General features: G+C 56.7%; 25 protein-coding genes. 17 read left to right on the forward strand and 8 right to left on the reverse strand.

What is annotated here, in order from left to right:
* Positions 1-15 precede the first annotated feature (15 nt).
* Positions 16-447, reverse strand: coding sequence for a MarR family winged helix-turn-helix transcriptional regulator (locus DOLE_RS00615; RefSeq protein ID WP_153304321.1), 432 nt, complete (start codon positions 445-447; stop codon positions 16-18).
* A gap of 349 nt (positions 448-796) precedes the next feature.
* Between DOLE_RS00615 and DOLE_RS00620 the strand changes: the two genes are divergently transcribed.
* The 9 genes from DOLE_RS00620 to DOLE_RS00655 all read left to right on the forward strand — a co-directional run bounded on the left by DOLE_RS00620 (position 797) and on the right by DOLE_RS00655 (position 8,115).
* Positions 797-1,735, forward strand: a complete 939-nt coding sequence (locus tag DOLE_RS00620) for a class I SAM-dependent methyltransferase (protein ID WP_041280269.1) — start codon at positions 797-799, stop codon at positions 1,733-1,735.
* A gap of 24 nt (positions 1,736-1,759) precedes the next feature.
* Positions 1,760-3,817, forward strand: coding sequence for a molybdopterin-containing oxidoreductase family protein (locus DOLE_RS00625; RefSeq protein WP_012173555.1), 2,058 nt, complete (start codon positions 1,760-1,762; stop codon positions 3,815-3,817).
* 263 nt (positions 3,818-4,080) lie between these two features.
* The gene (locus DOLE_RS18650; RefSeq protein WP_269719158.1) at positions 4,081-4,308 is read left to right on the forward strand and encodes a DUF4160 domain-containing protein; all 228 of its coding nucleotides are present in this window, start codon (positions 4,081-4,083) and stop codon (positions 4,306-4,308) included.
* Complete coding sequence (locus DOLE_RS00630; RefSeq protein WP_012173556.1) at positions 4,289-4,561, forward strand: DUF2442 domain-containing protein; 273 nt, start codon at positions 4,289-4,291, stop codon at positions 4,559-4,561. The genes DOLE_RS18650 and DOLE_RS00630 overlap by 20 nt, the downstream gene beginning before the upstream one ends.
* A 41-nt stretch (positions 4,562-4,602) precedes the next feature.
* The gene (locus DOLE_RS00635) at positions 4,603-5,325 is read left to right on the forward strand and encodes a lysophospholipid acyltransferase family protein (protein ID WP_012173557.1); all 723 of its coding nucleotides are present in this window, start codon (positions 4,603-4,605) and stop codon (positions 5,323-5,325) included.
* Between the two features lie 97 nt (positions 5,326-5,422).
* Positions 5,423-6,265: a pyrroline-5-carboxylate reductase gene (proC, locus tag DOLE_RS00640; protein ID WP_012173558.1), complete on the forward strand. Its 843-nt coding sequence runs from the start codon at positions 5,423-5,425 to the stop codon at positions 6,263-6,265.
* Positions 6,258-6,944 carry a cytochrome c biogenesis CcdA family protein gene (locus DOLE_RS00645; protein WP_012173559.1) on the forward strand — a complete coding sequence of 229 codons (687 nt, stop codon included), beginning with the start codon at positions 6,258-6,260 and terminating at the stop codon, positions 6,942-6,944. Before proC ends, DOLE_RS00645 begins: the two co-directional genes overlap by 8 nt.
* 131 nt (positions 6,945-7,075) lie before the next feature.
* Positions 7,076-7,525, forward strand: coding sequence for a thioredoxin family protein (locus DOLE_RS00650; RefSeq protein ID WP_012173560.1), 450 nt, complete (start codon positions 7,076-7,078; stop codon positions 7,523-7,525).
* 2 nt (positions 7,526-7,527) lie between these two features.
* A complete protein-coding gene (locus DOLE_RS00655; RefSeq protein ID WP_012173561.1) occupies positions 7,528-8,115 on the forward strand; it encodes an NUDIX hydrolase in 588 nt (195 codons plus the stop codon).
* Here DOLE_RS00655 and DOLE_RS16890 read toward each other — a convergent pair.
* The 3 genes from DOLE_RS16890 to DOLE_RS00665 all read right to left on the reverse strand — a co-directional run bounded on the left by DOLE_RS16890 (position 8,110) and on the right by DOLE_RS00665 (position 11,050).
* Entirely contained in the window at positions 8,110-8,397 is a 288-nt protein-coding gene (locus DOLE_RS16890; RefSeq protein ID WP_012173562.1) for a hypothetical protein, read from the reverse strand. The two genes, DOLE_RS00655 and DOLE_RS16890, sit on opposite strands and share 6 nt — an antisense overlap.
* A gap of 20 nt (positions 8,398-8,417) precedes the next feature.
* Entirely contained in the window at positions 8,418-8,876 is a 459-nt protein-coding gene (locus tag DOLE_RS00660; protein ID WP_012173563.1) for an N-acetyltransferase, read from the reverse strand.
* Positions 8,877-9,109: 233 nt separating this feature from the next.
* Positions 9,110-11,050: a penicillin-binding protein 1A gene (locus DOLE_RS00665; protein ID WP_012173564.1), complete on the reverse strand. Its 1,941-nt coding sequence runs from the start codon at positions 11,048-11,050 to the stop codon at positions 9,110-9,112.
* Positions 11,051-11,157: 107 nt separating this feature from the next.
* Here DOLE_RS00665 and DOLE_RS00670 point away from each other — a divergent pair, with 107 nt between their 5' ends.
* The 8 genes from DOLE_RS00670 (at position 11,158) to DOLE_RS00705 (ending at position 18,123) form a co-directional block, all read left to right on the forward strand.
* On the forward strand, positions 11,158-11,454 hold the full coding sequence (locus DOLE_RS00670; RefSeq protein ID WP_012173565.1) for a hypothetical protein: 297 nt from the start codon (positions 11,158-11,160) through the stop codon (positions 11,452-11,454).
* Positions 11,455-11,598: 144 nt separating this feature from the next.
* Positions 11,599-12,300: an acetate--CoA ligase family protein gene (locus DOLE_RS00675; protein WP_041280688.1), complete on the forward strand. Its 702-nt coding sequence runs from the start codon at positions 11,599-11,601 to the stop codon at positions 12,298-12,300.
* Between the two features lie 25 nt (positions 12,301-12,325).
* Positions 12,326-13,804, forward strand: a complete 1,479-nt coding sequence (locus DOLE_RS00680; RefSeq protein WP_012173567.1) for an acetate--CoA ligase family protein — start codon at positions 12,326-12,328, stop codon at positions 13,802-13,804.
* A gap of 145 nt (positions 13,805-13,949) precedes the next feature.
* Positions 13,950-14,282, forward strand: a complete 333-nt coding sequence (locus tag DOLE_RS00685) for an Hpt domain-containing protein (protein ID WP_012173568.1) — start codon at positions 13,950-13,952, stop codon at positions 14,280-14,282.
* Positions 14,283-14,333: 51 nt separating this feature from the next.
* Positions 14,334-15,449 (forward strand): PP2C family protein-serine/threonine phosphatase, encoded by a 1,116-nt coding sequence (locus tag DOLE_RS00690; protein WP_012173569.1) that lies wholly within the window; start codon positions 14,334-14,336, stop codon positions 15,447-15,449.
* A 143-nt stretch (positions 15,450-15,592) separates the two neighbouring features.
* Entirely contained in the window at positions 15,593-16,075 is a 483-nt protein-coding gene (locus DOLE_RS00695; RefSeq protein WP_012173570.1) for an ATP-binding protein, read from the forward strand.
* 172 nt (positions 16,076-16,247) lie between these two features.
* Complete coding sequence (locus DOLE_RS00700; protein WP_012173571.1) at positions 16,248-17,261, forward strand: DUF933 domain-containing protein; 1,014 nt, start codon at positions 16,248-16,250, stop codon at positions 17,259-17,261.
* Between the two features lie 19 nt (positions 17,262-17,280).
* Complete coding sequence (locus tag DOLE_RS00705; protein WP_012173572.1) at positions 17,281-18,123, forward strand: amidohydrolase family protein; 843 nt, start codon at positions 17,281-17,283, stop codon at positions 18,121-18,123.
* Positions 18,124-18,356: 233 nt separating this feature from the next.
* Here the strand turns inward: DOLE_RS00705 and DOLE_RS00710 are convergent, their stop codons facing one another.
* From DOLE_RS00710 to DOLE_RS00725, 4 genes are all read right to left on the reverse strand, one after another.
* Entirely contained in the window at positions 18,357-19,895 is a 1,539-nt protein-coding gene (locus DOLE_RS00710; RefSeq protein WP_012173573.1) for an alpha/beta hydrolase, read from the reverse strand.
* Between the two features lie 241 nt (positions 19,896-20,136).
* A complete protein-coding gene (locus DOLE_RS00715) occupies positions 20,137-20,730 on the reverse strand; it encodes a methyltransferase family protein (RefSeq protein ID WP_012173574.1) in 594 nt (197 codons plus the stop codon).
* A gap of 61 nt (positions 20,731-20,791) precedes the next feature.
* Positions 20,792-21,649: a hypothetical protein gene (locus tag DOLE_RS00720; RefSeq protein WP_012173575.1), complete on the reverse strand. Its 858-nt coding sequence runs from the start codon at positions 21,647-21,649 to the stop codon at positions 20,792-20,794.
* A 151-nt stretch (positions 21,650-21,800) separates the two neighbouring features.
* Positions 21,801-22,181, reverse strand: a complete 381-nt coding sequence (locus DOLE_RS00725; protein WP_041280270.1) for a hypothetical protein — start codon at positions 22,179-22,181, stop codon at positions 21,801-21,803.
* Positions 22,182-22,235: the final 54 nt, after the last annotated feature.

The raw sequence follows: 22,235 nt of genomic DNA on the forward strand, positions 1-22,235 counted from the left end.
TAATTTGAAATTTTTTTATTTCAAATTTTTTTCTATTTTATTTAACATAAGAAATAGAATCTCCTGCTCCTCATCACTCATATTTTTAAACAATTTATCCTGGAGTTTTAGGGATATTTCCGAAACAACAGTTATCTGTTGTTCAGCCTGTTTTGTTAGCCTGACTTTTACGCGACGTCCATCCTCAGGGTCTGAAAACTTTTCTACATAACCTTTTTTTTCAAGCTGATTGATAATGCTGGATACTGTTGATTTGTCTTTATGTGACTGCCCTACAATTTCCTTAACATATCCAGTCTTTTGGTGATAAATAGCGTAAAGAATATCGCCATATGAAGGCGGAATGTCTGTTACACCAACTCTTGCCATTTCTCCTTCAAGGAAGGAAAATGCTGATTTGCGGATACAGCTAAGCTTGTAAAGAAAGTTTTTGTTATTCACCTTCATATTTGTTTTGTACAAAACTAAATAAATCGTGTCAATACTTTTTTGTTGCTTCAGGTATTTTTGGCTTACATCAAGCTACTTAACGAACTAAAATATAAAGCAGGCATTGATGCAATATTTTTAAATTTTAAATTTGGAAGCGATGATTGTGCGTTTATTTACTGGACAGGGGCATCCTATAAAGTTGAAACTTGGGGATTCCGGGGACAGGATACCGATTTAAAAGCAGGCTTTTTCTGAAAATGCTGATATTCCTCAGGCACGCCCCATGCCGCGGGATTTGCGACGCTTTGAGCTTGAACTTTTTACGTTGCCATCCCAAATAGACTTTTTACGAGAGCATCAACCATTGAAATCGATACTGACCGAACTGTTGATCTGTCCTGTGTGCCTGCCCGGAGAACACGGCCTGAAACTGAAATCAGACGAAACCGTGGCGGATGATATTATTCGGGGGGACCTTACCTGCGACTGCTGCGGCCGGTCTTTTCCCATTCGGGACGGGCTGGCCGACCTGGATCCCGGGCGCGAGGCCCGCTCCCGGACCGCCTCCAAGTATGAAACCCCGCTCGTGCTTTCTTCTTATTTGTGGAGTCATTTTGCCGGTATTCTCAAGGACAGTCAGGCATCCGGGGCCTATGTGGAATGGGCCGGCCTGATGGCCTCCCATGACGGCCTGGCCCTGGATGTCGGTTCCGCCGTGGGCCGCTTTGCCTTTGAGATGGCCCAAAAATGTGATTTTGTCATCGGCCTGGACAATTCCGTGACGTTTATTCGAACGGCCCGGGAACTGATGCAGCAGCGCCGCAAGCGCCTGTGCCTGCCGGATGAGGGACACCTGACCCTGGACATGGACCTGGTGCTGCCGGAGACATGGCGTACGTCCAACATGGAATTCATCGTGGCCGACGCCCAGGCCCTGCCGTTTCGATGCAACCAGTTTGCTTCGGTGGCTTCGCTCAACATGGTGGACAAGCTGCCCCGTCCTCTGGCGCATTTGCAGGAAAGCAACCGTGTGGCCAAAGATCACGACGCCCGGTTCCTCCTGTCTGATCCGTTTTCCTGGTCCGGCGAAGTGGCCGCTGAAGAGAACTGGCTGGGCGGTCTTGGCAAAGGCCCCTTTGCCGGTCACGGCCTGGAAAACACGATGACGCTGCTGGCCGATGAAAAAGGGCTGTTGGGCCCCCGCTGGACCATCGAACAGCAGGGCCATGTCTGGTGGAAAATCCGTACCCACAGCAATCATTTTGAACTGATCCGCAGCCGTTATGTCAAGGCGGTCCGGTGACACGGCCGGGCGGGGGATAACCACATGAAAAAAGACACCATTTGCCGGCTCTGTTCGGCCTGCTGCCCGGTTGAAGCCCACATCGAGAAGGGCCGGCTGGTGGCCGCGGAAAGAAAATCTTTTCTGCCGGCGTCAAAGGCGCGGCAATGCCCCAAGCTCAAGGCGGCTCCGGATATCGTCTATTCACCGGACCGTATTCTAAAACCGCTGATAAGGGACGCTTCCGGCCCATCAGGGTTCCGGGAAGCCTCCTGGGATGAAGCCCTGGACCGGGTGGCCGGCAGCCTTCTGAAATGCCGGGAGGTTGCCGGGCCGGAACGCCTGGCCTGGCTGAGGGGGATGGCCGCGGACTGGGGCGCTCCCTGGGATTACGCCAATCGCCTCATGAACGCCTTTGGCGCGCCCAACACCATCGGCAACGGTTCGGTCTGCCACGTGGCCCGGGAGATGGCCCACAATTTCACCTATGGGGCCATGACCCTGGCCCAGCCCAAAGATGCCGCCTGTATTGTCGTGTGGGGAAAGAACGACCGCAACACCGCCCCCGGTGTTTTTGAAGCCATTTGTCATGCCCAGCGGCAGGGCGCGCGGCTGATTGTTATTGACCCGGTTAAAAATGCCATGGCGGAGATGGCCGACCTGTGGCTGCCGGTGAAGCCGGCCCATGACGGCCTTCTGGCCATGGCCATGATCCACGAGATCATCGCGCAGGATCTCTATGACGTTGATTTTGTATCCCGCTATACCACCGGTTTTGATGAACTGGCGGCCGCGGCCCGGCCGTTTTCACCGGATAAAGTGGCTGAAAAAATATGGCTGTCCCCGGCTGACATTCGACGGGCCACCCGCTGGTACGCCGGTACCCCACCGGCCTGCATCATTGACGGTAACGGCCTGGATATGCAGCTGCAGGCGTTTCAGGCCACCCGGGCCGTCTGTATACTGCGGGCGCTGACCGGTAATATTGATCGGCCCGGCGGCGACTTTATTCCCCAGCCGGTGCCTGTGCGGGATATGCAGCTCAAACACCGCCTGCCTGGCGGGGTTGCCCCCGTGACACATGACTTTCCCCTGTTTGACCAGTTCCACCCCACCTGGGGCCGGCACGCCCAGTCCTGCCTGGTGGACGCCATGGTGGATCACCGGCCCTATCCGGTCACCACCCTGGTGGTGCAGTCCGGCAATCCGGCCGTGACCATGACCGATGCCAACCGGGTGGTCCGGGGCCTGAAGAACCTGGATTTTCTGGTGGTCATCGACATGTTTATGACCCGGACCGCCCGCCTGGCCGACGTGATTCTGCCGGCCTGCGGCTGTTTTGAAAAAACCCAGCTCAATCGGGCTTATCTTCGAAACAGCCCGGTTATGCTGCAGGACCAGGTCATTGAGTGCATCGGCGAGAGCCGGCCGGACTGGCAGATCACCTTTGAGCTGGGCCGGCGGCTGGGCCTGGCGGATGCGTTTCCCTGGGAAACGGTGGAGGAGGCCATTGATTATCAGCTGGAGCCTTCCGGTATTACCGTGGCCGCTCTGCGGCAAAACCCGGATGGCCTCCGGGCGGCTCCACTTGCATTTGAAAAACATCATCAGCAGGGGTTTGCCACGCCTTCGAAAAAGGTGGAATTTGTTTCCGACCGTCTGAGGGAAAAGGGCTTTCCCGCAGTGCCGTTCGCGGACGGCGGCCTTGGGGAAGCCATCAGTTTTGCCGACCCGGCCGACCCGGACCCCCTGATCGGAATGAGCGGAGAGCGGACCCCCCGTTTTACCCATACCCAGTTTCATACCATCGCGTCGCTGGTCAGGCAGGAACCCGAAGGGCTGGTGGAGATTCGGGACGCCGACGCCCGGCGCAAAAATATCGGCAACGGGGATTGGGTCCGAATAAAAACGCCCCGGGGCGAGGTCCGCATGAAGGCCCGTATCTCCGACCGGATCCGGCCGGGGTCGATCCTGATCGCCTGGGGCTGGGGGGACGTCGATCCGGCGGCCAATGTCAACAACCTGACCGATGATAATCAGCGCGATCCGGTAACAGCCACGCCTTCCGGCCGGAGTTTCATGTGCAGTCTCGAAAAAGAGTAAAAGCGGCTGACGCGCTTAATCCGGGACTGCTTATTTGTCCCCGGAATTTTCACCGGCAGGCTTTCCTGGTTTTAGCCGCACTGGGGTGCGGCGCTCCCGGGGAAAAGCATTGTCAGCTCTGGGGTGCGGCGCTCCCGGGAAGTGGTGTTGGCCCAATCAATTCATGGGATATTCGGGTTAACGAAATCTTTTGACATGGCCATCTATATTGTCGATAATCTAAAATAAATTCATAAAATCGAAGAATTGTTAACAAGCCTAGGATTTTAAAATTCGGGCCATACAGATTTTACTTTTACAGCCATGAAACAACCGAACCGCCGCATATTCATATTGATCGGGACAGCCAGTCATGTAAATTCTGGCTTGATGTTGTCGCACTAGCCCGCAATCTGGGATTCAGCCCCAAAGAGCTTCGCCAGATAGAATCCATGGTCATGGAAAACAAGGAGAAACTTCTGGAGGCATGGTATGAATATTTCGGACGTTAGACCGGGAGAGAGCGCCATAAACGTCTTTTTTTCCGAAGATACGCTAAGTGTGGATTTAAATGACGGGCGTACCATTACAGTGCCGCTGGCGTGGTTTCCCCGGCTGCTTCACGCAACACCCGGGCAAAGGGAAAACTGGAAAATCTGCGGCGGCGGATTTGGTATTCACTGGCCTGACATTGATGAGGATTTAAGCACTGCAGGTTTGTTGAGGGGAGCCCCTGCGCCAAAGGCATTATCAAACGTTGCGTAATTGTCGGATTTAACTCTTTTGAGTTGCCTAAAGAATCAGGAATGTTGAAAACAATTCCCATGGTGGCCTGGACCGTGATTGTCATCACTGTTGACACCCTTGTCATGGGCGGCGCGGTGATTCTTCTGGCGCCGTTTTCCAAAACCGGGCGCCTCACCTTTTTCTTCTGCCGGGCCTGGGCCTGGATCCTGTTAAAAGCCCACTTTATAAAAGTTCAGGTCGACGGCCGGGAGCATCTTCAGGCCAACCGGTCCTATGTTTTCATGTCCAACCACGCCAGCCACCTGGATCCGCCGGCCGTGGTCCTGGGCCTGCCCCACACCCTGCGATTCGTGGGCAAACGATCGCTCTCCCGCATTCCGGTGTTCGGTCTGGCCGCCCGCATGGCCAAAATGATATTCATTGACCGGGACAACAGCGCCGGCTCCCTGGAAACCCTCAACCGGTCCATTGCCGAACTGAAAGAGGGCATCAGCGCCTATTTTTTTGCCGAGGGCACACGCAGCGAAGACGGCAGTTTAAAGGCCTTTAAAAAAGGCGGCGTCATGCTGGCGTTAAAGGCCCGGCTGCCCATTGTCCCGATTGCCATCACCAACAGCCACAACCTGCTGGCAAAACACAAATTGCGCATCACGCCCGGCACGATCCGCGTCATCATTTCCCCGCCCATGGAAACGACCGGCTATACAGAAGAGAAAAAAGACGACCTGCTGGAGGCGGTACGGTCTGCCATCAGCCGGCACCTGCCCCAGGCCACCGCCTGACAGCAACGGAAGTGAAGGCTCCCGGGCCTTTGGCCGTCTCTTGTTTCACCCGGCTGTTTCTGATAGACTTTTATTCCGTTTAAATTAAGGAGAAACCGTGGCGAAATTAGATAAAACCGTGGGATTTATCGGCGGCGGCAACATGGCCGAGGCCATGATCGGCGGCCTGCTGGCTGCCGGGGTCTGCGAGGCGTCCCGTGTGCATGCCGCGGACGTCAGCAGGGACCGGCTGGCCTACCTGAAAACGACCTTCGGCATTCACACCACCGGCGACAACTGCGCGGTGGTGGACGGCTGCGACGTCCTGGTGCTGGCGGTAAAGCCCCAGGTCATGGGCAGCGTGCTTTCCACTCTGGATGCCGGCTGTGGGCCGCGATTGTCAAAAAAGCTGGTGATCACCATTGCCGCGGGCATTCCCGTTCAAACCATTGAAGGCATGCTGGCGTCGGCCCCCGGCCTTGCCGTTGTTCGGGCCATGCCCAACACCCCGGCCCTGGTGGGCTGCGGCATGTGCGGTATGTACGCCAACCCGCATGTGACCAGCGCGGACAGGGGGCATGCCCGGGCCATTCTTGAGGCCACTGGCAGGGTGATCGAGTTTGAAACCGAGGCCCTGCTGGACGCGGTGACCGCGGTTTCCGGTTCCGGGCCGGCCTATGTGTTTTATTTTGTGGAGGCCATGGTCAAGGCAGGTGAAAATCTTGGCCTGGACACGAAAGACGCGTTTGCCATGACCCTTCAGACCGTCAAGGGCGCGGTAACGCTGATGGAAGAAAGGGGTGAATCCCCCAAAGAGTTGCGGCAGAAGGTGACCTCTCCCGGCGGTACAACTGAAGCGGCCCTGAGGGTTCTGAGGGAAAAGGAGTTTCCCGAAATCGTGATGACGGCAATAGAGGCTGCCTGCCAGCGGGCTGGGGAGTTGAGTCGCCAGTATGTTTGATACACCATCTGTTTCCTATGCCGTGGCCTTTGGCGCCGGGCTGCTGTCGTTTTTCACGCCCTGCGTACTGCCCCTGATCCCGGTCTATTTCACCCTGATCACCGGGCTGTCGCTGGAAAACCTGACCCAGGCCCCGGACGCCGAGGTCCGTGCCAGGGTCATTTTTTCCACCATTGCCTATGTGCTGGGTTTTTCCGCGGTCTTTATCCTGCTGGGGGCCTCGGCCTTTTTCCTGGGCAGCCTGATCAACCAGCACCTGGGCGTGCTGCGCGTCATCGGCGGCGTCGTGATCGTGGTGCTGGGCATTCACATGACCGGCGTGATCACCATCCCCGGACTGCAGAGCGAAAAGCGGGTGCATGTCCGGCAGCGCTCCATGAGCCTGGCCGGCGCCTTTTTAGTGGGCGCCCTTTTTGCCGCCGGCTGGACCCCCTGCATCGGCCCCATTCTCGGTTCCATTCTGATCGTGGCCGGCAGCCAGGAGACAGCGCTTCGGGGCATGCTGCTGCTGTCCGCCTATTCCGCGGGCCTGGCCCTGCCCTTTCTGCTGCTGTCTTTTTTTATCAACGCGTTGATTTCGTTTATCCGGCGGGCAAGCCGGGTGATAAAGTATATCAATATTGTGGCCGGCGTACTGCTGATCGGTATCGGCATCGTGCTGATCGCCGGCCTATGGTAACCAGACAGATCCGGGCAAAACATAAAAAATTCCCGGGACGATGGCGTTTTTTAAAAACAGTCTTATGTTCTCAGACAGGTGATGTATGGACGGATGTTAAAATATCTGATGAAACGACCAGGAGAAAAAACATGAAAGGCCGATTTCAAAGTGCATGTCTGGCGCTTTTTATAGTGGCAGGGCTGCTGATTGGCGGGGCTCCGGCGATTTTTGCCGCCGACCAGACCAGGGACGGCATTCGCTGGTTTTCCTATGACCAGGGGCTGGCCAGGGCCAAAGCGCAGCAGAAGAAAGTGTTTCTTCATTTTTACACCAACTGGTGCCGCTACTGCGACATGATGGCGGCCAGCACCTTTGTGGACAAAAAGGTGATCGATACCCTCAACCAGGACTTTGTTTCCATTCGCGTCAACTCCGACGAAGTGCGGGACGTGGCCGGCAAATACCAGGTGCGGGGCGTGCCGGTCTCCTTTTTTCTTGAGGCCAACGGCGGCCAGATCGGCTCCCGCCCCGGATTTCTTCAGCCCGACGTGTTTCTGCGGCTGCTGGAGTTTGTAAAGGCGGAAGGTTACAAGCCGTAGCCATGAAGGTTGACCTCTCCATACTGGAAAAGGTGATGACCTCGGCCGTGGGCCCCCCGGCCCCGGCGTTTGATCACCAGGCCGCCGCCGTGTCCCTGCTGTTTTTCGATAAAGAAGAGACCTTTATTCTGGGCATCCTGAAGGCCGACCGGGGCACGGGCTATCCCTGGAGCAACCAGGTGGCCCTGCCCGGCGGGCTGATTGACACAAGCGACCTTTCTCCCCTGCACGCCGCCAAAAGGGAGCTGGAAGAAGAGCTGTGCATTTGCGGCGACAACGTGACCTACTTCGGCTCCATCGGCCATTTTCAGACTTTGCAGAACAAGGTTATCGAGGTGTTTGCCGGTGTATGGAACCAGAAGGACGCGCTTTGCTTTGACCCCGGGGAAATCGCCCGGGTGATTCCCATTCCCCTGTCCGCCATTGTTCACACCCACGCCACAAAAGGGCTTTCCGGCCGGCTGCCGGCCATGCACGAACTGCTGTACCCGGTGGCGGATGTGGTGGTGTGGGGGGTGACCGCCAAGATTCTGCACTTTACCCTTGAGCAGCTTTACCCTTTTATCCGGAAGAACGATACCGGCTTATAGCGGCAGGCCCGGCCCCTTGTCCCGGTACCGCTCAATGGCCAGAAATAGCCGCCGGCCCAGGCGGAGCATGCTTGCCATCAGCACCACGGCCCCCAGCACCAGCAGCAGCCACGCCACCCATACGTAGTGGGAAAATTCGGCCTTTTCACCGGCCACGGAGATGCCGGCCCCGGCAAAGAGCATCACCGCCAGGGCAAACCCCGCCGCAATGCCGTAAACGGCGGTGGTGTCGTGCCAGGAAATAACCGGTTCCTGGTCCGCTAAAAGGGATGTCCGTCTCATGGGGCTTTCGCTAACCCGGGCTAAAGAATTTTCATCATGGCGATTTCATCGCAGTCGGGAAACTTGACACAGGTGATGCAGTCGGCCCAGATTTTCAAGGGCAGGTCGGCCCGGTCGATACGGGAAAAACCGAATTTTTCAAAAAAGGCGGGCACATAGGTCAGGGCAAAGACCTGTTGAATATCAAACACCCGGGCCTCGTCAAAGGCGTTTTCAACCAGCTGCGTGCCGATGTTTTTGCCCCAGTGGTCTTGCCGCACGGCCAGGGACCGGATTTCGGCCAGGTCCGCCCAGCAGACGGGCAGGGCGCAGCACCCGATCACCGTCTCGTCGGAGGAGGGGTCCACGAACACGGAAAAGTCCCGGATATCGTCATACAGCTTGGACAGGGGCCGGGAGAGAAGGGAGCCCTGCCGGGCAAAGTCGGACAGCAGCCGGTATATCTGGGGAATGTCTTTTATTTTTGCTTTTCGAATCATCGCTTGTTTTCCAAAGGACGGATGCCTGTGAACCCTCTTCTATAACGATGTCTGTATTCGGGTCAACATCAATGTTTGACGGCTTCGTAAAAAGCCCATTTTCTGCGTTGCGCTGCATTCACTCGTCACTACGGCCTACGACAGGTACGCCTCATTCCTCTGGATTTGCGACGCCTTGAACTTGAACTTTTTACTTTGCCGTAAACTTCCGGGTTAAAAGGTGTTGGAGCGGGTCAAGGCTGCAACGGCTCTGTTCCCGGCGTAAACAGCATGGTCTGACCCTCTTCATTCACGCCGGCCCGTTTTCCGGTCATGGGATTCACCCGGACCCGGACCATGCCGTCGGGCACATCAAACCCCTGGCAGGGCCGGGTGTCAAATGTTTTTTCCATAAACTGTTTCCATATCGGCAGGGCCGCCTGTGCCCCGGTTTCACCGGCGCCCAGGGTGGTGTGGCGGTCGGTGCCCACCCAGACCCCGGCGGCAATATCCTGGGAAAAGCCCACAAACAGGGCATCCTTGTAAGTGTCCGTGGTGCCGGTTTTTCCGGCAACCGGGCACGGCAGGTTGCGGGCGGCCCTGCCGGTGCCGTCAAGGACCACCCCCCGCAGCATGTCCGCGACAATGGCGGCGTTTTCGGCCGGCATGACGATTTGTGATAAAGGGGAGGCCTGCCAGAGTACCCGGTTGTGGGCGTCAATCACCCGGGTCACGCCATAGGGCTGAATCCGTTTGCCCAGGCGGGGAAAAACGGCATAGGCGGCGGTGAGTTCCATCAGAGACACTTCCGATGTGCCCAGGGCCAGGGAGAGGTAGGGCGACAGGGGCGAGGAGATGCCCAGCTTTGCCGCAAAACCGGCCACGGGTGCCGGTCCCAGCTGGTGGATCACCCGGACCGCCGGAATGTTTTTGGAGTGGACCAGGGCTTCCCGTACGGTCATTTCGCTGGAATAGTCTTTTGAAAAATTTTCCGGCTGCCAGGTGTCGTCCTTTTTTGCGCCGGGGAAAACCGCCGGCGTGTTGAGCACGGTGGTGGCCTGGGTAAAGCCGTGATCCAGGGCACAGGCATACAGGATCGGCTTGAAGGCCGAGCCTGGCTGGCGCCGGGCGGAAACGGCCCGGTTGAACGGACTGGCCTGAAAGTCGCGGCCCCCCACCATGGCCAGGACTCCGCCGGTGGCCACGTCCATGGCCACCAGCGCGGCCTGGGGCGGTTCGGTCAGGCCCTTTTCCGCCATTCGTTCTTCAAGGGCCTTTATGCCCATGGCCACCGCTTCCCGGGCCGCCGCCTGCAGGGGTAAAGAGAGGGTGGTGTGAACAGAAAGGCCGGCCCGGTATAACTGCTGTACGCCCACGGCGTTTTCAAGGTCTCCGCGAATATATTCGATAAAATAGTCGGGACGGGCCACCGGCGGGGTGATGGTCGCCGGCACCAGGGGCTCGCCTGCAGCCTGGTGGTATTCGGCCTCGGAGATCTGGCCGTTTTTTTTCATCTGGCCCAGCACGATGTTTCGCCGCCACAGGGCCAGGTCGGGATTGACCAGGGGGGAGTACCGGGAGGGGGCCTTGGGCATGCCCGCGATCAGGGCGCACTCGGCCAGGGAGAGGGCCTCCACCGGCTTGTTGAAGAAGATGCGGGCCGCGGACTTTATGCCGTAGGCGCCGCTGCCGAAATAGACCTGGTTTAAGTAAAGTTCCAGAATTTCGTTTTTGGTGTAGCGCCGTTCCAGCTGAAAGGCCAGCACCGCCTCTTTGAGTTTGCGCATCAGGCTTTTTTCAGAGGTCAGAAACAGGGTCTTGGCCAGCTGCTGGGTCAGGGTGCTGCCCCCCTGCCGGAAGTCCAGGGTGAGAATGTCCTTGATCACGGCCCGGGCAATGCCCTTGAGGTCCAGCCCCCGGTGCCGGAAAAAGGCGTTGTCTTCAGTGGCCACCAGGGCGGCAATGATCCAGGGCGGTACCTGTTCAAAGGCCACCGGATCCCGTTTTTCCGCGAAAAGCTCGGCGATCAGGCCCCCTTCCGCGGAATAGACCCGGGTGATGGCCGAGGGAGAAAAGTCCTCCAGCGCCTGAATCTGGGGAAGATCGTGGACCACGGCAAAAAAAACGCCGCCGGCGGTGCCGGCAAGAACCCCCGCGACCAGCACCAGCAATAAAGGCCATCTGCTCTTTAACACCTGTTATTCACCATCTACGCTAAATGTGCAAAAACCTTTGCCTTGACTCTTATTTATCCGTCCGGTTATCATACGGTTTACATAAAAAAACCACAAGGAGCAACACCATGAGTCATCATCACGATTCCCACGATCACTCCCATGGCCACGACCACGGCCACCACCACGATCACCATCATACCCACGCCGGCGGCGGTGAGATGTCGACCAAAGAAAAACTGGTCAAGCTGTTTGACTACTGGCTGCGGCACAACGAAAGCCACGGCGACACCTACACCCAGTGGATCGACCAGGCCGAGCAGGAGGGGCTGTCCGACACCGCCGCCATTTTAAAAGAGATTGCCGACCTGACCCGGCAAATCACGGCAAAATTTCAGGCCGGCGCCGCCACTTTGAAGAAATAACCACAGAGCCGTTGTTGCAGCCATGCGGTCAAACCGCTGCGATTGACACGGGCTTTATACGATTGTATAAAAGCCTTTCGCGTCATGCCCGGCGCCGTTGTCAACCATCATCAATGCCGGGCGGTTTTTTATCAGGAGATGCAGATGAAACAGAAGGAAGAAGCAGAAAAAATTCTTCAGGCGGCCGTGGCACAGGGCCGCCTGGCCCTTTCCGAATATGAGGCCAAACAGGTGCTGGCAGCCTATGGCGTGCCTGTCACGCGGGAAGTTCTGGCAAAAACCCCGGACGAGGCAGTGGCCGCGGCCGGGGAACTGGGCTATCCCGTGGTGCTGAAGGCCTGTTCCCCGTCGTTGATGCACAAGAGCGACACCGGCCTGGTGGAACTGGGGCTGGCCGACGAGAAGGCGGTTCGAAGCGCGTTTGACCGCATCTCTTCCCGGCTTACTTCTGAGGCGGACGGCATGCTGGTGTCTGAGATGGTGTCGGGAAAGCGGGAGCTGGTGGTGGGCATGAACCGGGACCCCCAGTTCGGCCCCTGCGTGATGCTGGGCCTGGGCGGCGTGATGACCGAAATTTTTAAGGACGCTGTTTTTCGCATGGCGCCGGTGGACCCCATTGAGGTTGCAGAGATGGCCGGCAGCTTAAAGGCCGCGAAACTTCTGGATGCATTTCGTGGCGAGGCCCCGGCCGACCGGGACGCCCTTTACCGCTGCGTGATCGGCGCGGGCCGGATCGGCCTGGACTGGGACGCGGTGTCGGAGATCGACATCAACCCGGTGCTGGTGTCCGCCGACGGCCGCGTCAAGGCCGTGGACGCACTGATTGTTTTAAATCCGGATGTTTGACCAAACACCGGTCAAAGGAGCAGATATGACCGACCCGATTGAAGCCCACCGGCTCTATGGCATGACCCACCCGAAATCTGTCGCTATTTTCGGGGCTTCCAATAACCACTCCTCCATGGGCACCATCATTCTGCGGGCCATGATGGCGTTTGATTTTCCCGGAAAAATCTATCCGGTTCATCTCAAGGAAAAAGAGGTGCAGGGCCTGACCGCCTTTGACAGTGTTGAGTCCCTGCCCGAGGCCCCGGACCTGGCCGTGATCGTGCTGCCCACCCGAATCGTGTGCGAGACGATGGAGGCCTGCGGGAAAAAGGGCATTCGCAACGCCATCGTGGTGTCCGGTGGTTTCAAGGAGGTGGGACCGGAAGGGGCCGAGCGGGAAAAAGAGCTGGCCGCCATTGCCGGTAAATACGGCATCAGCATCATCGGCCCCAACTGCCTGGGCGTCACCAACGCCCATGCCCGGCTCAACACCACGCCCCACCGGTATTACGGAAAGCCGGGGTTTATCGGCCTGGTCTCACAAAGCGGCAGTTTCGTGACCCAGATGTTTGCCTACCTGGACCAGCTTCACCTGGGCTTTTCCACGGCCTTCAGCATCGGCAACGAGGTCAATACCGACCTGGTGGACTGCCTGGAGTTCCTGGGGGCCTGCCCGGACACAAAGGTTATCGCTCTTTACGTGGAGGCCATTCGCCGGGGCCGCAAGTTTGTTGAAACGGCGCGAAAGATCGTTCCCCACAAACCCATCGTGGCGCTTTACGTGGGCGGATCGGAAACCGGCCGCAAGGCGGCCCTTTCCCACACCGGGTCCATGTCCGGACCCGATGACCTCTATTCGGGCATCTTCCGGCAGAGCGGCGTGATCCGGGTTTCGTCCATCACCGAGCTGTTTGACTGCTGCATGGCGTTCGGCCATCTGCCCCAGCCCGCGGCCAACCGGGTCTTTATTCAGACCCACTCCGGCGGCCCCGGGGCCGTTGCCGCTGATGCCTGCGGCCGGTCCGGGCTTGTGCTGCCCGAACCCTCGGCGAAAACCGCTGAAAAGCTCAAAGCCCTGGTGCCGGCCACGGGCAGCGTGAAAAATCCCATTGACCTGACCTTTACCAAGGACATGACCCAGTTTTTCGCCGACATTCCCGGCGTCCTGCTGGAAGATCCCGGTTGCGACGCCCTGATGTTCTATTATTATACGCCCGCGGACATGATCAAGCGGGTGCTCCTGCAGATGGGCGTACCGGCCGCTGAACTGGACGCCAAGATGGACGAGGTGTCGCAACACATTTCCGCCCAGATGCAGGGACTCATCAAGCGGTCCGGCAAGCCGGTATTCTGCTTTTCCTACCAGGGCCGGTCTGAAACTGCCGTCCAGTCGCTTTCGGCCCTGGGCGTTCCCTTTTACCAGGGTCCGGAACGGGCCGTGCGCGCGCTTGCGGCCATGGTGGCCTACGGCACGCTCAAGGAAAAAATCGTCCGCCAGTCCGGCATCGATCCCTCGGCCTGACAACCCGGTTTCGCCGGAACCTGCCGGTGCCGCACGGGCCTGAAAAGCCGCCTCCTTTTAAGCAGGCAGGGTTTTTCTTGCTTTTGCCCGGTTTTTTCCTTACCATAATACCGTTGTTTAAACACAGAAAAACCGTGATCGCTTTATGGACATAGATTCACTTGCCGCCAGTCAGGGCTTTACCACCGAGGAGTTTCTGGAAATCGTTGATGTGTTTATTGATGTTTCCCGGAGCGACGTGGTTCGCATGACGGAGGCGATTGAAAACCAGGATGCCGCAACAGCGGGGGACGCGGCCCACTCATTGAAGGGGGCTGCCGGCAACCTGGGGTTTTTTGACCTGTTTGATGCGGCCAAAAAAGCGGAAACGCAGGCCAAGTCCAACGACCTGGGCCAGGCCCGGGAGACGCTTTCGCATGTTCGCGACATGGTCGAGGCGATTGCCAGAGATGTTCGGCACAAAGATGCCGCGCCGTGATAAAACCGGCGCGCAACGCATAACAGTGGCAAGCAAGGGGAGCGGACCATTATGCAGCAGCTGTTTACGATTCTTGTGGTTGACGACAACCTGTTGAACCTGAAGCTTCTGTCCACCACCCTGGAAAACCACGGGTACAAAACCATCACAGCGGTAGACGGCCCCACGGCCCGGCAGCTGGCACAGACGGAAAAGCCGGATATCATTCTTCTGGATGTAAAAATGCCCGGAGAAGACGGGTTCGAGGTGATCCGGCAGCTGAAAAACGACCCGGCAACCGGCGGTATTCCCGTGCTCTTTCTTTCCGGCGTCATCGAGCTGGAATCCAAGCTCACCGGATTTGAACTCGGCGCCGTGGATTATATCACCAAGCCGTTTCACCCCCTGGAGGTGCTGGCCCGGGTGCGGCTCCACCTGAAACTTTCCATTGCCACCAGCTCCCTGATTTCCAACCAGGCCGACAAGCTGCGCCAGATCACCGAGGCCCAGACCGCCATGCTGACTACGCCGGACAATCAACCCGGCGCCGGGTTCGGGGTTTATTATTGCGCCCTGGAAGAGGCCGGCGGCGATTTTTACGACGTGCTGCCCATTTCGGACGATATTTACGGTTATTTCGTGGCCGACTTTTCCGGCCACGATATCAAGACCAGCTATCTGATCTCATCGGTCAAGGCCCTGCTCAAGCAGAACTGCACCCCCATTTACCGGCCCAGTGAAAGCATGAAGCTGATCAATGATGTGCTGGTGAAGATTCTGCCGGAAGACAAGTTTCTCACCTCCTGCTACGCCTGCCTGAACCGGAAGACCAAGAACCTCACCATCATCAGCGCCGGCCATCCGCCGGTGGTGTATCTCCCGGCCAAGGGCGAGCCCTCCTTTATTCATCTTCAGGGTGACGTGATGGGCAGTTTCGAGGATGTCTCATTCGGCCGGGAGGCCATGAAGGTCAAGCCAGGGGACCGTTTCTACATCTATTCCGACGGCCTGATCGAGTCGGTCCAGCAGAAGATTTCCTGGCCCGAAGGGTCGGAAAAGCTGCTGGCTGCCTGCGCTGCCGTGGCCGACCAGCCCATTACCAGCGCGCCCCAGCGCATTGCCGAAAAGCTCAAACCCGAGTCTGTTGCGATTGAGGACGACGTTATCGTGCTGGGTATTCAGGTCTGAGATTTCCGTTATTCGCAGTCCACCCTTTAGCCCGAGTCTTTCATGAAATATCCAGGTTCGTTCATCCCGTTTCGGCGGAGCCTGTAAAATATTCAGAGAAAACACTTTTTACAGACGGTGCGTTTACCCAAGGCGGTTTATTAATGTCCGAAGCAAAACCCCTGTCCGTGGTTCATGAAAGCCGCAGGCTTCGAATTCGGTTTTTTTCCGACATGGACGCCATCAACCGGGCCGAGGCCGAAACCCGTATCTTTCTTGATCGGCAGGGGCTGTCAGGCGAGGCGTTTTCCGTCTGCCTGGTGATGCGCGAGGCCCTGACCAACGCGGTTAAGCACGGCAACCGCTGCGACGCGCAAAAAAGAGTCCGGTATGTGCTGGGGTTTGAAAACGGCCTGCTGACCATGGAGGTCGAGGATGAGGGTGACGGGTTTGACTGGCGCACCGCACTGGATCGTACGCCCTCTCCGGAAGCCGAGCACGGCCGGGGCATCATCATCATGCAGCGCTATGCGTCCGAGTGCCGGTATAATGAAAAGGGCAACCGGCTCACCCTGGTCAAGCGGTGCAATGCCGCAAGTTCCCCGCCTGCTGACGACGCCGGCAACACGGCCGACGTCTCCCCTTAGTTTTTCCAGCGTTCCGGTTTTCTTCCACCCGGCCGCAACGCGGTATCCCCTGTTTACCCGGAAAAGCCCGTTGGGTCCCATGGCGAACTGTGCTATAGTGGCGCTTTACGGCCCGCCCGCGCGCGGGCCAGTACCATGGAAAAAACAGTCAAAACAGGCAGGTTGATTACACATGAAACTGGGACTGATCGGAAAACCCGGGGCCGGCAAAAAGACCCTTTTTGAGGCACTGACAAAAAGCGACCCGGACAGCGGCCACAAGGGTGATCTTCGCATCGCGGCCATTTACGTGCCCGACCCCCGGGTGGACGTGCTGTCTGCCATGTACAGCCCGCGCAAAACCATCTACGCCCAGATCGAATATTGCCTGGGCCGGACCGCCGGAGACAAGGACCTTCAGTTAAAGGCCGTGGCCGACTGCGACGCCCTGATCCAGGTGGTGCGAAACTTTCCGGTTCCCGGCATGCCGGACCCGTCGCCGTATAAAGATATCGCCGCAATGGATGAAGACCTGATGCTGTCTGACTTTGTGGTAATTGAAAAGCGGCTGGAGCGCATTGCCGCCGACGCCAAGCGGGGCAAAAAGGCCGATGCCCAGGAGATGGCCCTGCTGGACCAGGTCAAACAGATGATTGAAAACGGCACCCCGGTGCGCACCCAGCCCGAGATTGCCACCGCGCCCCTGCTGCGGGGTTTTTCCCTTCTGTCAGCCAAACCGGTGCTGGTGCTGATCAACAACGACGAGGATGACACGGCCCTGCCCGCCGGCCCGCCGCCCGGGGGAATAGACCTGATGGTGGTGCGGGGAAAGCTGGAGCATGAGATTTCCCGCATGTCCGATGACGAGGCCGCCGAATTTTTAAAGGAGTTCGGCATTGACGAGCCCGCCATTCACCGGGCCCTGCGCCGGTCTTATGCCATGCTGGGGCTGATCTCTTTTTTCACCGTGGGCGAGGATGAGGTGCGGGCCTGGACCATTAAGAAAGGGGCACTAGCCCCGGAGGCGGCCGGTACCATTCATTCGGACATGCAGAAAGGGTTTATTCGGGCCGAGGTGGTGGCCTACGACGCCCTGATGGCGGCCGGCAGCTACGCGGAGGCCAGAAAGCAGGGCACGGTGCGGCTGGAGGGCAAAACCTACGAGATGGCCGACGGCGATATCGTGAATATTCGATTTAATGTGTAACAGACAACAGGAGCGATCCATGATCATCGACGCCCACACCCATATTTTTCCCGACGCGGTGCGAAGCGACCGCAATCCCTTTTTTGACAGCGAAGGGGCCTTCAAGCTGTTGTATGAATCAGACAAGTCCCAGCTGGCCGGTGCCGGCGACCTGGTGGACTGCCTGGACCGGGAGGGCCTGGATATGGCGGTCACCTTCGGGTTCCCCTGGCAAAACCCCGACCTGATCCGCGCTCACAACGACTACATTATTGAGTCCCAGCAGCGGTATCCAACCCGGCTGGCCGGGCTCTGCTGCGTGGATATTTACACCCCGGCCGCGCCCCTGGAAGTGGAACGGTGCCTGGATGCCGGGCTTTACGGCGTGGGCGAGCTGGCCTGCTACCTGTCCGGCATCGACGATGAGGCCTTAAAGCATCTGGCCCCCATCATGGAGCTCTGCCGCAGCAGAAACAAACCGGTGCTGATTCACACCAACGAGCCGGTGGGCCACGTGTATCCGGGCAAAACACCGATATCGGCCCTTCAGATGTACAACCTGGCCAAAACCTTTCCCGAAAACCGCATTGTGCTGGCCCACTGGGGCGGGGGCATCTTCTTTTTCAACCTGCTCAAGCGCGAGGCCAAAGGTGTGCTGAAAAACCTCTGGTTTGATACCGCCGCCTCTCCCTACCTTTACGATCCGGCGGTCTACGCCATTGCCTGCCAGCTGGCCGGTAACAACAGGGTGATGTTCGGCTCCGACTTTCCCCTGCTGCCGCCCTCCCGCTATTTTAAAGAGATTGATGCCGCCGGCCTGGACAGCGTTGCCAAAGCCGCCCTGCTGGGAGGCACCGCAGCAGCTCTGTTCGGCCTTTCATAAAGAACCCGCATGGCCAGCCCTACCGCAGTTGATGCTGCCAGTGGCCGCTGTTGAAAATACAGCAAAAAACATCAAGAGCCCTATTTTCAATACTTTTTTCCGTGTACTTTTTTGGCATCAGGAAAAGGACCAAAAGAAGGCGTCCCGCATGAACGGGACGCCTTCTTTTGTTTGGGTAAAACCTGTTTTTGTCGGCCCGGTTTTCTAACCCGGATATTTCAAGAGCATTCAGGCTAAATGTCGTTGCGCGAAGCCGGCGTGTCGGTGTTCGGCGGGTTGGCCGGCAGGGCGTCCACCGCTTTTAACCAGTTGCTCAGATTCGGAAACACCGCGGTGGGCAGACGGTTTCCCATGGCCACGTCCACATGGGCGGTGCCGTTGACCACATACCATTTATCGTAGGCGGTGGGGGTCTTTTTTGAAATGATAAACAGGTCCGTCTCTTCCGGGGCCACCAGGGCACCCGTGGACGAGGAGAAAACAATCAGCGGCACGGTCATGCGCGAGACGTTTGCGTCGTAGTAGTAGTATCCGTCCCTGACGGGATCGGGTGTGGGACCCTCAAATGTGGTCAGATAATTTTCCGCTCCATTTTTATAATGCTCTCGAAGGGTATAGTGCAGGCCCATGTCCATGTACTGGCCGAATCCGCGAATGGTGGCGCCGCCGATGCTGTACCGCAGCATCCAGTCCTCCATGCAGGGGTCCATGTCATCAACCTTCCAGAAATTCAGGTAAGCAAGCAATTCTCCCAGCGCACCGTCGCTGCCCGCAAAGTCGTTGATCAGGCCCAGGAAGGTGTCCATCACGCCGACAAGCAGGGTCTTATCCGGAAGCAGTTGAATTAAATACTCTGACATGGCATCCAGCGGCAGGTACAACCGTGAGCCCACCAGGCCCCAGAACAGGGGCCGGTCCAGAACATCCGCGGGCAGCCAGGGCACACCGGCCGGGTCAAGCCCGATAAATCCTTTGACGTCGGCGTTTCTGGTTGCGGCAAGGGTTGCGCTGGATTTGACATGGGGCATGTATCCGAACGCATAACAGGTTTTGTAATAGGCCTCTTTCCACCAGGACCATCTGCCGTAGTCCATGTAGGCGCCCTGCAGGTATTCATAGGACACCAGACCCCCGGTGCTGTGGCCGCCAATGAACATTCTTTTTCCGGTGATGGCCTTTACCCTGGCGATGGCCGCCGGCACGTCCTGGGTAGCCCATGTGTCAAGCGTTGTAATGCCGTTGGGGTTGGTTCCATCACTGGCAACCGGGTCATGGCCCGCCCCCCTGTAATTGGCGAACCACGCGTCAAATCCCTGGAGCCAGAGAAAGTGCGCCAAACTGTAGTAGCGCATTCTGTCGGCCTTGATATACGGGTCGTAGTCTGTTTTATCCGCGTTCAAGGCCCATGCCGGCGCGCTGGAAACCGGCGGCACATAGACGTCGTCGTAGACATCCTCCATACCGGGAGGCGTGCAGGAAAGATACTGGTTCATGTTCATGCAGATGCCGGTAAAGATAAGCACCGGCGTTCCACCGGTGCGAAACTGCGGCTTGCCTGTTGTGTATGGCGCGTAGCGATACAGATAAATTTTACTGCCGTCATCGGCCCTGGCAGAGTAAATGCCGCCGGGGTTTAACGGAATGTTGGCGGCATGGCCCGCCGGCGGCGCCAGCGTCATTATCACGGCAGCAAGCAGAAACAGAATAAAATGATGTCTGTAAAACGGCTGGCCTGATCGGCGGGTGCTTTGGAAACGAATGGGTATTTTCATGGTTTGCCCCCCTGGTTTTATTGACAAAAGATGGATGCCAAAAGCGCGTGTAACGTGGCTGTTGTGATTCCGCGTAGTGTCTCGACACCTGTTTATTATCCGACCAGCCATGTGTTTGCAAGAAAAAAGAATAAAAGCCGGCCAGCATCATTAACGATGTTATTGTACCGGCCCTGCTGGTTCAAATTTCACCACGTTCAGTTGAATCTTGCCGATGATGCCCATCAGGTCCAGCAGTCCTTCACCGGTGCCGCCGGGGCCAGAACGCCCCGGTGTTCCGGCAGTATTCGGCATACGTCTCCCCGTGGCGCAGCAGCAAATCCTGTTCTTCCGCATAGCAGAGGACAAGAAAGATTGGAAAGAAGACCAGGGAGAACAGCGCAAGAAACGGCGAGTGCAGCAGAATGGCGATGACCGGGAAGAGCCAGACCTCTCCTGCTGCCTGCGGGTGTCGAAGCCTGCGGTATATGCCTTTGAACAGGGCCTGTTCCTTTTTGGGACGCAGGGCCTCTTCTCCGGCATCGCGCAGGCCGATCAGCATCAGGGCCAGGGCCGGGACCCCGATGATGCCGGCCACCACAACTGAAAACCACCATGGCCACGGGAACCTGTCCGGCAGCGGCGTGGGCAGAGGGAAGAAGCAGTAGATGGCGAAGCAGGCCACTACGAGCAGTTCGGCCACAGAGGCAGCGACCCGGAGATGGTAGCACCGGCGGTATGCCCCGGGACCGATGATCTTTTCCTGCGCGGCCGGACTGACACTGCGCACGTAGAGGACCATGAAGATCAGAGAGACAAAAATCAGAGAAAAAAAGTTGATCCAGGCGATCATCATAAAGCCTCTTGTCCTGATTACCCTTTCAATCCTGCCGGGTGCAAAAATTGATCAGAAGGCGCTATGCTTTTAGCTCCTTAGCTTTTTTTAAGGTTATAAACAAACTGTTTGCATCAACACCAAGTTGCTTCAATTTGTATGGTTTGCTGCCGTTTTTTACTGTAACCCATACCTCCGGAAATCTTGCACCTTTTTGAAAGGTGTCAGCCATTTTAATGCTTGAAATATCTGAGTAAGCAATGGTTTTTTTGCTTGTTGGATAAACTATCAATAGACCGTTGTCGATAAGATCAAGGCGGTAGGCAGTTGCAAGGTATTCATAGAGGATTATTATAACAAGGATGCCCATTCCTATATAGCCAAACCAGGGGTTGCTATGTCTCCCGACATAAAGACCTAACCAAGAAAAGCCTATAATGCAAGCACCATAAAAAAAATGATACAAAACATTTTTTGAAAAAGAACTTTGCTGACTCTTTGGGAGCCAATCAGAAAGCTTATCGTTTAATATGTTTCTTAATACCTCAAAATTATTTAGTTGATATTCTATTCTGATAAGTTTACGCCCATCTGAATCCAGTATGTCCAGGCATTGCAGATATAAGCGTTCTTTAATTTTGCCAATTTTTTTCCATGGCACAAGACCATCTTTTTTTTGTTTGTGTTTGTACCATAGCCCATCATTATCAACAATTATGTCAACACAGGGCAATTTTTTTAACGTTCGCCAGATCAGAATTGTGAAAAAGCCAAAAACAATCGTACAAATTATTGATAGAATCAATGCACCCTCAGTACTTCCTTTCCCATCGCCTGGAAAAAAGGGGAGGGCAAGCCCTAAAAATAGAAAAGCCACAAAGACAACTAAGCAGCCTTTCATTAAGCGTTTGAACTTTTTGTCTAAATTAAATTCTTGCATTGAATTTTAAAAGCCGCCTGATAGCACAGGCGCGAGGCGCCTCTGCTATCGTTCACGGTGTGGGGACGATAGGGGAACTGGCCATCCGCAGTATTTTCGTTAATAAAGACAAGCAGTTTGTCGCGAGTCTCGTGCTGGCTGTCGTGAAGCGTCATTTGATGATTAGCCCTATTGAGCCCAACAACGCGATCAGGCCAAAAAAGTAAACTGCCGGCAATTTTAACATCACGTTGTGCCCTCGCAGCGCCATTGCAAAAATCATAATAGTTGTCGCACCACTCATTAATGAGGCGACTGCCGCTAACGATACGTTTTGCGGCTTCAAGGCAACAAATGCGAAGGTCACAGCAAAAGAGGCAAACAACAAAGACACACAGTGCCAGGAAACATAGCTGAGGGATTTTATCGTTGGGTCGATGGTCGTATTCTGCATAAGCGGTGCGACGAACATCTTGCCACCGGCGAATACATGCGCCGCGAAACAAACCGCGGAGAATGCCGAAGCTGCCCAAAAAAACAGTGCTGAGTTCATAAGAAGATCTCGATTGAGGGTCCAGTAGTCAAGGCGCCTGTCGGATTCACAGCC

The organism is Desulfosudis oleivorans Hxd3 (assembly GCF_000018405.1).
GTDB lineage: Bacteria > Desulfobacterota > Desulfobacteria > Desulfobacterales > Desulfosudaceae > Desulfosudis > Desulfosudis oleivorans.